This window comes from Aggregatibacter kilianii, assembly GCF_003129965.1.
GTDB classification, from domain to species: Bacteria; Pseudomonadota; Gammaproteobacteria; order Enterobacterales; family Pasteurellaceae; genus Aggregatibacter; species Aggregatibacter kilianii_A.
This window is the reverse complement of record NZ_NRCJ01000002.1, coordinates 191,200-204,038: the sequence shown is the minus strand read 5'-3', so window position 1 is coordinate 204,038 and position 12,839 is coordinate 191,200. Positions and strand designations below refer to the sequence as shown.

Here is a 12,839-nt window from a genome sequence, read left to right as displayed (position 1 = left end):
TAGGGTAGGGCGTATCAATACGCCAAATAAATCAAGGGTCATTAGGAAATTAAATGAAAGTATTACACGTTTGCTCGGAGTTATATCCTTTACTGAAAACCGGCGGGTTAGCCGATGTGATGGGTGCATTGCCGTTTGCACAGAAAGAAATTGGCATTGACGCGCGTATTTTGTTGCCGGCATATCCCGCCATTGCCGCAGGCATTCCGCATACTTCCGTTGTGGCGGAATTTGATAATTTTGCCGGACACATTACTTTGCGTTACGGCGAATACAACGGCGTCAGTGTGTATTTAATTGACGCGCCGCATTTGTATGCGCGTGAGGGCAATCCGTATCATGACGCTTATTACAACGATTACGGCGATAACTATAAACGTTTCGCGTTGTTGGCTTGGGTCGGCGCCGAATTGGCAACCGGTTTGGATAGCTGGTGGCGCGCGGAAGTGGTGCACGCCCATGACTGGCATGCCGGTTTAACCGCTGCTTATTTATTCAATAAAGGACGACCTGCCAAATCGGTCTTTACCATTCATAATCTGGCGTACCAAGGGCCGTTTGATTATCGCCATTTATTTGAAATCGGTTTGCCGGCAGAGATGTTCCATGTGGACGGTTTGGAGCTATTCGGGCAAATTTCTTATTTGAAAGCCGGTTTATATTATTCCGATGTGGTTACGGCGGTTAGCCCGACTTATGCGAAAGAAATCACCACGCCGGAATTTGCTTACGGCTTACAAGGCTTATTGTCCACCCTTGATCAAGAAGGTCGCTTGGTGGGCATTTTAAACGGGGTCGATGAAAAAATTTGGCACCCGAATAACGATCACTACATTCAACACGCGTATAAATTGAAATACATGGGCGGTAAAGGCAAAAATAAAGCGGATCTACAGGCTTATTTCAACTTACCGCAGCAGTCCGATGCGCTGTTGTTTGTGATGGTCACCCGCTTAACGGAACAAAAAGGCGTGGATTTACTGTTGGAAAGCGCCGATGAAATCGTTAAACAAGGCGGGCAACTTGCGATTCTTGGTTCAGGTGCGCCGCACTTGGAAGCAGGCATTCGCAAATTAGCGGAAGATTATCCGCAAAATGTTGCCGTGAAAATCGGCTACGATGAAGCATTATCCCATTTAATGGTTGCCGGGGGTGATGTGATTTTAGTACCAAGCCGCTTTGAACCTTGCGGGTTAACGCAATTATACGGCTTGAAATACGGCACATTGCCGTTAGTTCGGGCAACCGGCGGGTTAGCGGATACGGTCGTTAATGCTTCCGTCGAAAATATTCAAACGAGAACAGCAACAGGTTTTGTCTTTACACACGCAACAGCTGATGACTTACGTCATGCGTTGCAAGCGGCATTTGCTTTATGGAAAAAACAACGCTTATGGGCAAGTGTTCGAGTTATTGCAATGGAACAAGATTTCAGTTGGCAAATCTCTGCAACCCACTACCAACATTTATATCAACGAATTTTATCCAAGTAATTAAACACTTAACCTTCCGTTCAAGTAAAAATACGGCTTGAACGGAAGATTATTGTTGTTTTTTTATCTCGAATGATTAAAATTCCACCCGTTTTTTTTATTATCAACTGAGGACTACTTTCTATGATAATGGATAATTTTGATTCTCCATTCTTGTACGATCATCCTGAAGTCAATGTGGAATCATTGAAGAAGACGATCGTTTATAAATTGATTTTCTTAATCGGTCGTTCGCCGAAAGAGGCGAGTCAACGCGACTGGTTAAATGCAACATTGTATGCCGTGCGTGATTTCGTTACGGAAGGTTGGATCACCACAGCACGTCAAGCCAGAACGGAAGGCACACGTCGAGTATATTATTTATCCATGGAATTTCTTATCGGTCGAACCCTGTCTAACGCAATGATTGCGGAAGGGCTCTATGAAATTGCCCGTGACGCACTTTCCGAACTGAATGTTGATTTGGAAGAAATCATTCAGAAAGAAGTCGATCCCGGCTTAGGGAATGGTGGTTTAGGCCGTTTAGCTGCATGCTTCATGGATTCCATCGCTACGTTAGGTTTGCCGGGCATGGGTTACGGTATTCGTTATGAATACGGGATGTTCCGTCAAAAAATTGAAGACGGTCAACAAATTGAGCGTCCGGATGCGTGGTTAGAAAAAGGCGCACCATGGGAATTTATTCGTCCTTCTAAACGTTTCACCGTTTCTTTCGGTGGTAGTATTCACTTTGAAGGTAAAAAATGTATTTGGGATAAAGGCGAATCCGTTACGGCTTTAGCTTATGACCAAATTATCCCGGGCTATCAAAATGATTCTGCCGCTACCTTGCGTTTATGGGCAGCACATGCCGGCGAATTGTTCAACTTAGAAGATTTCAATCGCGGTCAGCATATTGCCGCCGTAGAAAGTCGCGCATCAATCAAAAATATTTCCCGCGTGTTATATCCGGACGATTCCACTTGGAACGGTCGTGAATTGCGCTTACGTCAGGAATATTTCTTGGTTTCCGCTTCATTGCAGGACATTATTCGTCGCCACAAACGTACGCATGAGACTATTGAAAATCTGGCGGATAAAGTGGCAATCCACTTAAATGACACTCACCCTGCATTGGCGATCCCTGAATTAATGCGCATCTTAATTGATGAAGAAGGCTTTGCATGGCAAAAAGCCTGGGATATGACCCGTCGTATTTTCTCTTATACCTGCCACACTTTAATGTCTGAAGCATTGGAAACCTGGCCGGTAGAAATGATGGCGAAAATCCTGCCGCGTCATTTACAAATGATTTTTGAAATTAACGATCATTTCCTGGAATATGTGAAAACCTACATCACCACCGACATGGACTTTATCCGTCGCGTGTCTTTGGTGGAAGAAGGTGATCAACGCAAAGTACGCATGGGTTGGTTATCTGTGGTGGGTTCCCACAAAGTCAACGGCGTGGCGGCAATCCACTCTGATTTAATGGTAACTTCCACCTTCGCTGACTTTGCCCGCATTTATCCGGAACGCTTCACCAACGTGACTAACGGTATTACCCCGCGTCGTTGGTTGGCAGTAGCCAATCCGAAACTGGCGGCACTGTTTGATAAATATATCGGCAGCGATTGGCGTTGTGATTTAAGTCAAATCGCCTTATTGAAAGAGCATGCCAATGAGCCGGATTTCAAACGCGCCATTACGGACATTAAATTTGATAACAAAGTGCGTCTTGCCAATTATGTGAAGAAAGAGTTGGACATTGAGCTTGACCCGCACGCTTTGTTTGACGTTCAGGTTAAACGTATTCATGAATACAAACGCCAAATTCTAAACGTGTTGCATATCATCGCGCGTTATAACGAGATGTTGGCACACCCTGAAAAAGACTGGCAACCGCGCGTCTTTATCCTAGCAGGTAAAGCGGCTTCCGCTTACTACGCGGCAAAACAAACCATTCATTTGATTAATGACGTTGCCAACGTTATCAACAACGATAAACGTTTAGGCGGTCGCTTGAAAGTGGTGTTCATCCCGAATTACAGCGTAAGTTTGGCGCAGTTAATTATTCCGGCGGCGGATATTTCCGAACAAATTTCTCTTGCCGGTACGGAAGCCTCCGGTACCAGTAACATGAAATTCGCCCTTAACGGTGCATTGACTTTAGGTACGCTCGACGGCGCGAATGTGGAAATTCTGGAAAATGTCGGTGATGATCACATCTTCATTTTCGGTAACACTGTTGAACAGGTCGATCAGTTACGCCGTGACGGCTACCGCCCGTTTGAGTATTACCAAAATGACGCGGAATTAAGAACCGTGGTAGATCAAATTATTAGCGGTAAGTTCTCACCTAATGATCCGAACCGCTATCTGCAATTGTTACAAGGCCTGCAATACCACGACTATTATCAGGCGTTCGCCGATTTCCGTAGTTACGTGGATATGCAAAAAGTGGTGGACGAGAAATATAAAAACCGCGACGCTTGGGTTGAAAGTACCATTCAAAACATCGTCAACATGGGCTATTTCTCCTCCGACCGCACCATTAAAGAATATGCGGAAAATATTTGGAATATCGAGCCGTTAAAATTAGCGAAATAATCCTTCATTAAAAATAAAACCCCGTTCAATTGAGCGGGGTTTTATTTAGGTAAATTCATTTAAAATAAATCTACATACTCTTCATAAATTCGATTTTTTATAAAAATGTTTTTAACTCTATTTATCAAATTCAAAATAGAGATAAAATTTCAACACTTGTAAGCGTACGGGGGAGAAAAGTGTCAGCAGAAGCTCGACTTTATTTAATATCCTCGAATTTACATTAAGGAAAGTATAACAATGGCGAAAATTAAAATTTTTAAACTTATAGGAGTCGGTTTTATCGGTGTTACATTATTTTCATGTAGTCAACCCTCTCAAATTTATTCAACAAAAGAAGAAACAGCGATGGACTCTGCTAAAAATGCATCTGCATATTGGGCGGCGCAGCCATTCTGTAGCGGGCGTTATCAGGTTAACTTACCTGCCGACCGTAAAAGCGGCACGGGTTGGGTTAAATATAATGGTTGGCGGGTAACCGTACGACCGGACTATTGGGATAAAGAAGTGGAATCGGCATTAAGGGTGCAGAAGCAAGGTTATGATGGAAGCGATCGCTTTATAGAAAACCGCACAGTTATTCCCAATAAGGCGATAGCTACGGTGACACAGGCTCCTGCCCTATGGAATGCACCATCGTTACCGAAGGTAAAAGGTATGCTCTATTATGTCGATTACAGCTTCAAGTTGGGCAAGAACGATGCCTATACTGTTAGGGCTTTTGTACGCATTATGCCTGTTAACGGTAAAGCTCCCCCAAATCTTAAGAAAGTGGAAAAAAGTAAGGTTGATGAAGCTATCGGGTATTTGCAGAAGGATTTTTTCAATAAAATGAGGGATCGTAATGAGCGTGAAATTCCTCAGCAACAGGGTGTCTGTCTGACAGAGGGATTTATTGCCGATAAGGGAACCGAGCCATTTTTTGGCAGTGCGAGAATTAAAATCAAAGGCTATAAAGACGTTTATGCCGAGCTGACAACAGGCGGAACCTTGGAGGGTGATGACAAAACCTTATTAAAACGAGATATTTTCCCTCAAGACAGCGTGATGGATAGACTCATGTCATGGGCAAAATACAGTACTATCCGCCAAGGACGCCGAAACATCAACGGCATGGCAGGTAGTGAAAAACTTATTAAGTGGGAGGGAAAAAGATATTTATTTATTTGGGAAAAAGATGATGGAAGCGTTAAATTCAAGATGACTTTCGGTACCAGTGATAACAATGCCGCTGGCTCCCCATTAAGTGAAAAGGAGGCTTTAATGGCTTGGGATGCAATATTGCCAACATTAAAAAAACGAATTTAATTAGCAAGGTAGGATGTGTGGATTTGAAAAATCTACGCACGCGGTAATGAATTTCGTGCGTGAACCTGCGGTTCACACACCAAAGATAGCGCGCGTTTCCTAACGCGTGCTTATCTGACTAAAAATAAACAAACGAAAGTTATTAATGAAAATAGTGAACAATAATCGGGGTTTTGTTTAGCAGTGATACTCAAAAGTGCGGTCAGGATTTGACGTGTTTTTTATGTTGAAAAACACCTTGAAAATTGACCGCACTTTAATGATAAAATCTGCCATAGATTAACCTATTTTTAAAAACCAATTTATTTTAATAACCCAAGGAATTTGCTATGAAACCTCGCTTAACCGGGCTTTTGCTCGCGGCTTCTTTTTTCACACCAATTCTCGCCTATGCTGAAGTGGGGGAGGTCTATAAAATACGCGAATTTTCTTATCGAAACGCTGAGGAAAAGGCGAAGCTGGAAGAGGCTGCATTAAAACTATTGCGCAGCGCCTATGATGGTTTTCCGGATGTGGATAATTGCTATGCGGGAAACGTCACTTCCGAACAGAAACGGCGGGTATTGAAAGAATTAAACGCCATTCGTCGTACGCATGGTTTGGAAGAAGTGGCGTATGATTCGAGCAAAGATCGCGCCACCGCCGCATCGGCATTGATTTCTGCGGCAAATAATCGGCTGGATCATTATCCGAATAAGCGCATGAAATGCTATTCTCAGGCGGGTTATGATGGCAGCAGTCAAAGCAATTTGGCTATCAATAATAGTAGTAGCCCTGTTTTTATTCGAGAGGATGCCGCCGAGCGGGTGGTGGATCAATTGATTATTGATGACAACGTGTATTCTTTAGGGCATCGCTTGTGGTTTTTGGATCCGTTTCTCGGCAGCATTTCTTATGGACGGGCGACCAAAATTGATCGCAATAAGTATGTCGCTGATGCGGCATCCATTTATGTAGGCAATGCACGTCGCAATATTCTCAATACCAAAGCGAATTATGTGGCGTATCCTTATCAAAATTACAAAGCCAATTGGTTCCTCCATGATTGGTTTCACTCTTTTTCGGTGATTGTCGATAAAAATGAAAAATATATTAACCGCACTTCAGTGGACTATTCTCATGCCGAAATTCGGGTAAGCAGTGCCGATGGGCGGACGATGAAGGTCAGCGATATTTCTTATTCCATACCCAATGCCCGCATGGGATATGCCGGATTAGGCAATGCCATTCAGTGGCGGGTGAGCGGTACGCGGAACAATGAGCGTTATTATGTGCGAATTAAAAATGTGCTGGTGAACGGCATTGCGAAGGATTATGAATATTGGTTCAACGTTCAAGGCAAGTAGATGAAGAAAACCCATGCAGTTATTGCATGGGTTTCTTTTTATGCTTAAAAAAACAAGGTGTAAAAACCACCGCACTTTTATTTGGCGGCTTTTGCTTTACGAGCTTTATACCATTTCCAGACTAAGAATATCGCCAGAACTGCAATAAGAACATAAATTACCGATTGACCTTTTTTGATTTGTTCGTGTAACCAATCTAAATTACTGGCGCCAAAATCGCCTAAATAGACCCAAACCGGTACGGAAATAATGGCGGCAAAGAAATCCAATAAAAGGAAACGAATGAAGCTGACGCGGCGGGTAATGCCGGCAACCATGTAAATCGGCGCGCGTAATCCCGGTAGGAAACGGGCAACAAACAACACGCGGTTGCCATATTGATCAAATTTGTTACGCACCAAACGTAGGCGTTCTAACGTTAAGAAACGGCGAATCGGACGGAAACGTAAAATTTTTACGCCGTAAATGCGTCCCAGCCAGTACATGGTACTGTCGCCCAATAATACACCGAATAAGCTGACTACCAACATGATATGCACGTTGGCATAGCCTAAACCTGAAATCACACCGCCGGACACCAAGGTGATATCTTCCGGAATCGGTACGCCAAAACCACAAATAATCAAGACGAATAAAACAGCGAAATAGCCGTAATCGGTAAAAAAGCTAATTAAAAATTCCATTACACACTCTTAAAAAATCAATAAAAAAGAACGCGCTATTTTAGCCTGTTTTTAATTGTAATATCTAGGGAAAATGTGGGATTTTAATTTGCTTTACATTTGCGAATTCATTATAATGCACCACCTCAAAGCACCACCTCAAAGTTCAGGCTTTGAGCAAATTTTGTGAAATCGCTGGGTCGCCTGCGATTTTTTACTTTAAATCTTTACATAAGAGAACATAAAAATGGCATTTAAATTTAACGCTGAAGTTCGTTCTGCGCAAGGTAAGGGTGCGAGCCGCCGCCTGCGTCACAACGGTCAAATTCCTGCTATCGTTTACGGTGGTAGCGAAGCACCGGTTTCTATCATCTTAAACCATGATGATGTAAACAATGCACAAACCCATGATACTTTCTATTCCGATGTAATCACATTAGTGATCGACGGAAAAGAAGTAGCGGTGAAAGTTCAAGCTATGCAACGTCACCCGTTCAAACCAAAATTGGTTCACGTTGACTTCAAACGTGTTTAATGATTGATAAAACTCCGGTTATTGCCGGAGTTTTTCTTTAGGTGAAAATAAAGTTCGGAACAAACAATTTTATTTTCTGTCTAAGCTCTTGTATTTTGTCCGTTACGTCGGGCCAATACTTATCCATAAACTCATAAAGGATTTTAATATGAACAAATTTACTAAAATCAGTGCAACTGCTTTATTTGCCCTTTTCTTAACAGCCTGTGATAAACCGGCAGACAAACCTGCAGACGCAAAACCTGAAGCGGCAGCGCAAACTCAAGCAGCACCTGCAACAGCAGAAGCAGCAAAAACCGATGAAGCGGCTGATTACAAAAAATTGGTTGATTGGAATAAATCCCAAGAACAAACTCAGCTTCAAGCACAACAAAAATTCCAACAGGATTTAGTTGCTGCGGTACAAGCGAAAGATGACAAGAAAGTTCAAGAAGCCATCGACACTTTCAATAAATCCGTACAAGAGACCATCGCAAGCTTAGATGCGTTAAATATCAGCGCAGACTCTGTAAAAGCGGTGAAAGAACAAACCAAAAACGTGCTTGGTTTAGCCAGCAACTTATTGGTTGAGCAAGCTAACGTGAGCTTAGCGAATCCGACTCCGGATCAACAAAAAGCTTACATGGAAAAAGCTGAAAAATTAAGAGATGCGATGTTAGAGTTACAAAAACAAAGCGTCGCTTTAGAGCAAAAATTTAACCCTGCTCCGGCAACAGCACCTGCGGCGCCTGCAGCACCGGCTCAAGAATCTAAATAATTTTAGTCAAAAGAAAATCGCCTTATTGTTATGCAGTAAGGCGATTTTTTATGGCTAAAAGTGCGGTCCGTTTTCCGGCTATTTTTTCGGTGCCAGACCTTGCAAGATTTGCTGAGCGTTTTCTTTGCTCAAATGATAGCCATAGTATTTTTGATAAAATGCCTGTGTTTTTTCTACCATATTGATGTCTTTAAATTTCTCAGGATGAAATAATTGCGCCGCCCACAGAATTTGCAAGGCTTCCTCCGCGCTGTAACGATCCCAAGGGAACGTGCCCGCCGGGTTGGCATAAATACGATTATTTTTTACCGCACTTATGGATTGCCAGCTTGGATCCGCTTTGATTTTCTCAATCGCCCCTAGGGATTTATTGCCGCTGCTGCCGATGATAATCACGTCCGGGTTGGCTTGTACGATGGATTCCATGGTGACGTTCACCATATTCGCTTCATCGGGTAATACGTTTTTGCCGCCCGCCATGCGAATCCAGTCGCCGATCATGGATTTACCGCCGTCAATTTTTAGTAAATCGGCACCGCTGGTAATGTGCAATACCGTCGGTTTTTGCGAATCTTTCACGTCTTTAATGCGGGACTGCACAAATTGAATGTTGTTTTCCAGTTCTTTGATGTAGCTTTCCGCCACTTGCGGGGCGTTATCACCCAACACCTCCGCCGTGATACGCACGGTTTTCTTTAATCCCTCAAAATCTTGAAAACTCACGCGTACGCCTTTTAAGCCCGCCTGATTCACTTCATTTAACATGGATTTTTTGGACAGCAACACCGCATCGGGTTTTTGCGACAATAATTCTTCCACTTGGATGGTTTCGCCGTTGGTTAACACCGGCACCTCTTTAATTCGCGGATAAACGGCGTTATACCAAGGATTTGCGCTGATTGAAGTGGTGGTCGCCACCAGTTTATCCGCACCGCCTAGCAGCAATATGATTTGATTGTTGGCATGCCAAAGGTCGGCGACACGTTCTACTCGATCAGGAATCTCTACTTTATTGCCGTCCACATCGGTGATCATTTTCGCTTGTGCGGAAAATGCCAGCAAGGTGGCGGCAAAAAGTGCGGTGCGTTTTAACGATGTTTTTTTCATGGTCATAAATAACGTCCTCTTAAATATGCGTAATGGCACAGAGTTTGCGTCGTAATTCAGGTACGTCAATTAAGCGCAAATCCGTTTGGTAAAGTTCTCGCAGATTGGTTTCCGTGAGAATGTCTTCGGTTAAGCCGCAGTTCAATTTTCCCTGAGTGTTCAAAATCGCCACTTTACTGTTCGGGATCACCTCATTGAGCAACATCGGGTGATCGGGATTATGGGTGGTCATAATGATGGAAAATTGCTGACGGGATAAATCTTTAATCAGGCTTAAGGTTTTGAATACATTGCCGTAATCCAGTGCGGATGTGGGCTCATCAAACAAAATCAGCTGCGGTTGTTGCACCAAAATTTTGGCTAAATTCACCAGTTGCTTTTCGCCGCCGCTCATTTGCATATAAATCTTGTCGGCAAAATGGCTGATACTTAATTGTGCCAATGCTTGCTCCGCCAAATGATAATCTTCTTCACAGGGTTTACCGAATAAGCCTAAATGCGCGGCACGCCCCAACACCACATAATCCAGCACTTTGTATTGATAGGTTTGCGGCGAATGTTGCGACACATAAGCTACCTGACGGGCGATTTGTTTGCTTGTCAGCTGTTTGATTTCCACATTATTCAGGAAAATCTCACCGCATTTTGGCGTAAGCAAGCCCGCAATACAATTTAACAAAGTAGATTTGCCCGTGCCGTTGGCGCCGAGGATGGTGATCAACTCTCCGGCGTTCAGTTCCAAATCAATGCCGTTTAACAGCGGAACATGGCGCTGATGTCGAAAATAGAGTCGGTTGATTTTTAACATAGCCTTTCCTTATTCCGTGACACGTTGTTTCACTAATACCCAAGCGAAGAACGGCGCACCGATAAACCCCGTAAGAATGCCGAGAGGAATTTCCTGCGTATATAAATTACGCGCCAAGGTGTCGATAATCAGCAGGAAAATCGCGCCGATAAGCGCGGAAAGAGGCAGCGTGCGTAAATTGTTGTCGCCCATAAACATCCGCGCCAAGTGCGGGATAATTAAACCGATCCAACCGATAGTGCCGCTTAAACACACGGCGGAGGCGGTAAGCAACGTGGCAAAAATCACCATAATATTGCGTTCCAAACGAATGTTGGCACCGATTAGTTTTGCTTCCCGATCACCCAATGACAACACGTTAATGCGCCAGCGCATCATCAATAACGCACCGGCGGTCAGCAACATTATCGGGGCGAGCAGGCTGAGATTGCGATAATCCGCTTTAGTCAGACTCCCCATTTGCCAATAAACGATGTCGGCAAGTTGGGTTTCCGGATCGGCGAGGTATTTCACCAAGCCCAGACACGCCATCATAAAGCCGGAAATGATGATGCCCGACAGCACCAAAATAATCGTTGAGTCGCGTCGTACCAGTTTCGGCAGACTCATGGTCATCAACACGGCAATCAAACCGCCCGCGAAAGCTAAGCTCTGAATGGCGACTAAACCTAAACCGAGCAAAATGGCGATCGCCGCACCGATACAAGCCCCGCCGGACACCCCAAGCAAATCGGGCGACACCAACGGATTGCGAAAAATCCCCTGAAAAGTCGCCCCCGCCACTGCAAGGGCAGCGCCCACTAAAATCGCGGCAAGAATACGCGGTAAGCGCAGGTTGAAAATAATGTTGTTTTGAACGTCGTTGGTATTTTGTTGCAAGAGCGCATGCAATACATCGGTAGGCTCGATATAAAAACGTCCCAATGAAAGGGAAAGAACGGAAAGGGCGAGGAGCAAACAGGTTAATCCAAAAAATAAAAGATGACTTTTTTTCATAAATAAAGCTCTGACGTCAAACAGGAGTTTCATTATAAAGAATTTTATATAGTGTTGATATAGATATTTCGGTGTAGATCGGCATAGTGACATAGAAAAGTGCGGTCATAAAATCCGAAGGATTTTTGAATAAACCACTAAAATTGATTTGTGGGGAATATTTGCAATGTTTTTTAACCTTGCTAAAAGAAACCTGTTAAAATAGCGACAATTTTTATTTCACCGAATTTCCTATGCTAAAAAACATTTTCCCTTTGTTGTTTCTCTTACCGACCGTTGTCATGGCGCAATCTTATGTGGTGTATGATTTTACCCACAATAAAGTATTGGAAAGCGGCGCGCCGAATACCGTGCGACCGATTGCTTCCGTGACTAAGCTTATGACGGCAAATGTCTTTCTTGAGCACAACAAAAATCCGCATTGTACGGCGTCTATTACCGATGACGATTATGACTACATTAAAGGCACACACACCAAGCTACCGAAATACACGCCGATTTCCTGTCGTGAATTGCTGAAAATGATGTTGGTGCATTCCGATAATTATGCCGCCCATGCGCTTTCCCGTTCCGCCGGCATGACACGCTTGCAGTTTATCGGCAAAATGAACGAAAAAGCCCGTCAACTGGGCATGACATCCACCCGCTTTAGCGATAGCTCGGGCTTATCTAACCATAACGTGTCCAGTGTGATGGATCTGGTTAAGCTCACCAAATATTCTATGAAGAAACCGGAAATCAAAGCTTTTTCCAACATTTCTTCTACTTATGTGAAAGCGGGAAAACGCAATGTGTTTGTGAAAAATACCAACAAATTGGTGCGTGATGAAATGTTCAGCGCAGCCATCAACAAAACGGGGTATATTCGCGAATCGGGCTACAATTTAGTGTTTGTCAATAAAGTGCCTTGCAATAATCGTGCCACGATCGGCGTGATTAGCCTGAATAACAGCTCGTCGGCATACCGCTCCCGTTTTACCAAAAATAAATTGGAAAAATACGGTTGCACTGCACTAAACAGCAAGGTATTGAGAGACTTTGTGGACGATATGCAATATGAAGAAGGTTATGACGAAGCGGGGATGGACGAATTAATCCGAAAAGTGGCGGGGTAGGAGGGGCGCTTCGCTCTCTACACTAAAAATAAAACCCTGATAAATTCTTCAAATTTTAACCGCACTTGCGATTTTCAAGCTGTTAGAACGATCAAAATCCTGTATAATCTTGACAATTTTTTG

At 43.6% G+C, this 12,839-nt stretch carries 11 protein-coding genes; 7 read left to right on the top strand and 4 right to left on the bottom strand.

Annotation, left to right across the window (positions count from 1 at the left end; all coding sequences use genetic code 11):
• Positions 1-53 precede the first annotated feature (53 nt).
• The 4 genes from glgA to DK430_RS02305 all read left to right on the top strand — a co-directional run bounded on the left by glgA (position 54) and on the right by DK430_RS02305 (position 6,736).
• The gene (glgA, locus tag DK430_RS02320; protein WP_109077510.1) at positions 54-1,493 is read left to right on the top strand and encodes a glycogen synthase GlgA; all 1,440 of its coding nucleotides are present in this window, start codon (positions 54-56) and stop codon (positions 1,491-1,493) included.
• A 123-nt stretch (positions 1,494-1,616) separates the two neighbouring features.
• Positions 1,617-4,082 carry a glycogen/starch/alpha-glucan phosphorylase gene (locus tag DK430_RS02315; RefSeq protein WP_109077509.1) on the top strand — a complete coding sequence of 822 codons (2,466 nt, stop codon included), beginning with the start codon at positions 1,617-1,619 and terminating at the stop codon, positions 4,080-4,082.
• A gap of 240 nt (positions 4,083-4,322) precedes the next feature.
• Positions 4,323-5,390, top strand: a complete 1,068-nt coding sequence (locus DK430_RS02310) for a T6SS immunity protein Tli4 family protein (protein WP_109077508.1) — start codon at positions 4,323-4,325, stop codon at positions 5,388-5,390.
• A gap of 329 nt (positions 5,391-5,719) precedes the next feature.
• Positions 5,720-6,736 carry a CAP domain-containing protein gene (locus tag DK430_RS02305; RefSeq protein WP_109077507.1) on the top strand — a complete coding sequence of 339 codons (1,017 nt, stop codon included), beginning with the start codon at positions 5,720-5,722 and terminating at the stop codon, positions 6,734-6,736.
• Positions 6,737-6,813: 77 nt separating this feature from the next.
• Here the strand turns inward: DK430_RS02305 and DK430_RS02300 are convergent, their stop codons facing one another.
• Complete coding sequence (locus DK430_RS02300) at positions 6,814-7,419, bottom strand: DedA family protein (protein WP_109077506.1); 606 nt, start codon at positions 7,417-7,419, stop codon at positions 6,814-6,816.
• A 226-nt stretch (positions 7,420-7,645) separates the two neighbouring features.
• Here DK430_RS02300 and rplY point away from each other — a divergent pair, with 226 nt between their 5' ends.
• Together rplY and DK430_RS02290 are read left to right on the top strand one after the other, a co-directional pair.
• Entirely contained in the window at positions 7,646-7,933 is a 288-nt protein-coding gene (rplY, locus tag DK430_RS02295; protein ID WP_109077505.1) for a 50S ribosomal protein L25, read from the top strand.
• 148 nt (positions 7,934-8,081) lie between these two features.
• On the top strand, positions 8,082-8,690 hold the full coding sequence (locus DK430_RS02290; RefSeq protein WP_109077504.1) for a PM1805 family lipoprotein: 609 nt from the start codon (positions 8,082-8,084) through the stop codon (positions 8,688-8,690).
• A gap of 78 nt (positions 8,691-8,768) precedes the next feature.
• On the opposite strand, the gene DK430_RS02285 is transcribed toward DK430_RS02290, so the two are convergent.
• From DK430_RS02285 to DK430_RS02275, 3 genes are read right to left on the bottom strand one after another with little or no spacing between them, the layout of a single operon-like run.
• Positions 8,769-9,803, bottom strand: a complete 1,035-nt coding sequence (locus tag DK430_RS02285; RefSeq protein ID WP_109077503.1) for an ABC transporter substrate-binding protein — start codon at positions 9,801-9,803, stop codon at positions 8,769-8,771.
• Positions 9,804-9,816: 13 nt separating this feature from the next.
• Positions 9,817-10,605, bottom strand: coding sequence for an ABC transporter ATP-binding protein (locus DK430_RS02280; protein ID WP_109077502.1), 789 nt, complete (start codon positions 10,603-10,605; stop codon positions 9,817-9,819).
• 9 nt (positions 10,606-10,614) lie between these two features.
• Positions 10,615-11,601, bottom strand: a complete 987-nt coding sequence (locus tag DK430_RS02275) for a FecCD family ABC transporter permease (RefSeq protein WP_109077501.1) — start codon at positions 11,599-11,601, stop codon at positions 10,615-10,617.
• 233 nt (positions 11,602-11,834) lie between these two features.
• Between DK430_RS02275 and DK430_RS02270 the strand changes: the two genes are divergently transcribed.
• Positions 11,835-12,716 (top strand): D-alanyl-D-alanine carboxypeptidase family protein, encoded by an 882-nt coding sequence (locus DK430_RS02270; RefSeq protein ID WP_109077500.1) that lies wholly within the window; start codon positions 11,835-11,837, stop codon positions 12,714-12,716.
• The last annotated feature ends 123 nt before the right edge of the window (positions 12,717-12,839 follow it).

Bases quoted from the DNA above. Each gene is read 5' to 3' on its own strand.
- glgA (WP_109077510.1), top strand. From the start codon at position 54: ATGAAAGTATTACACGTTTGCTCGGAGTTATATCCTTTACTGAAAACC.
- DK430_RS02315 (WP_109077509.1), top strand. From the start codon at position 1,617: ATGATAATGGATAATTTTGATTCTCCATTCTTGTACGATCATCCTGAA.
- DK430_RS02310 (WP_109077508.1), top strand. From the start codon at position 4,323: ATGGCGAAAATTAAAATTTTTAAACTTATAGGAGTCGGTTTTATCGGT.
- DK430_RS02305 (WP_109077507.1), top strand. From the start codon at position 5,720: ATGAAACCTCGCTTAACCGGGCTTTTGCTCGCGGCTTCTTTTTTCACA.
- DK430_RS02300 (WP_109077506.1), bottom strand. From the start codon at position 7,419: ATGGAATTTTTAATTAGCTTTTTTACCGATTACGGCTATTTCGCTGTT.
- rplY (WP_109077505.1), top strand. From the start codon at position 7,646: ATGGCATTTAAATTTAACGCTGAAGTTCGTTCTGCGCAAGGTAAGGGT.
- DK430_RS02290 (WP_109077504.1), top strand. From the start codon at position 8,082: ATGAACAAATTTACTAAAATCAGTGCAACTGCTTTATTTGCCCTTTTC.
- DK430_RS02285 (WP_109077503.1), bottom strand. From the start codon at position 9,803: ATGACCATGAAAAAAACATCGTTAAAACGCACCGCACTTTTTGCCGCC.
- DK430_RS02280 (WP_109077502.1), bottom strand. From the start codon at position 10,605: ATGTTAAAAATCAACCGACTCTATTTTCGACATCAGCGCCATGTTCCG.
- DK430_RS02275 (WP_109077501.1), bottom strand. From the start codon at position 11,601: ATGAAAAAAAGTCATCTTTTATTTTTTGGATTAACCTGTTTGCTCCTC.
- DK430_RS02270 (WP_109077500.1), top strand. From the start codon at position 11,835: ATGCTAAAAAACATTTTCCCTTTGTTGTTTCTCTTACCGACCGTTGTC.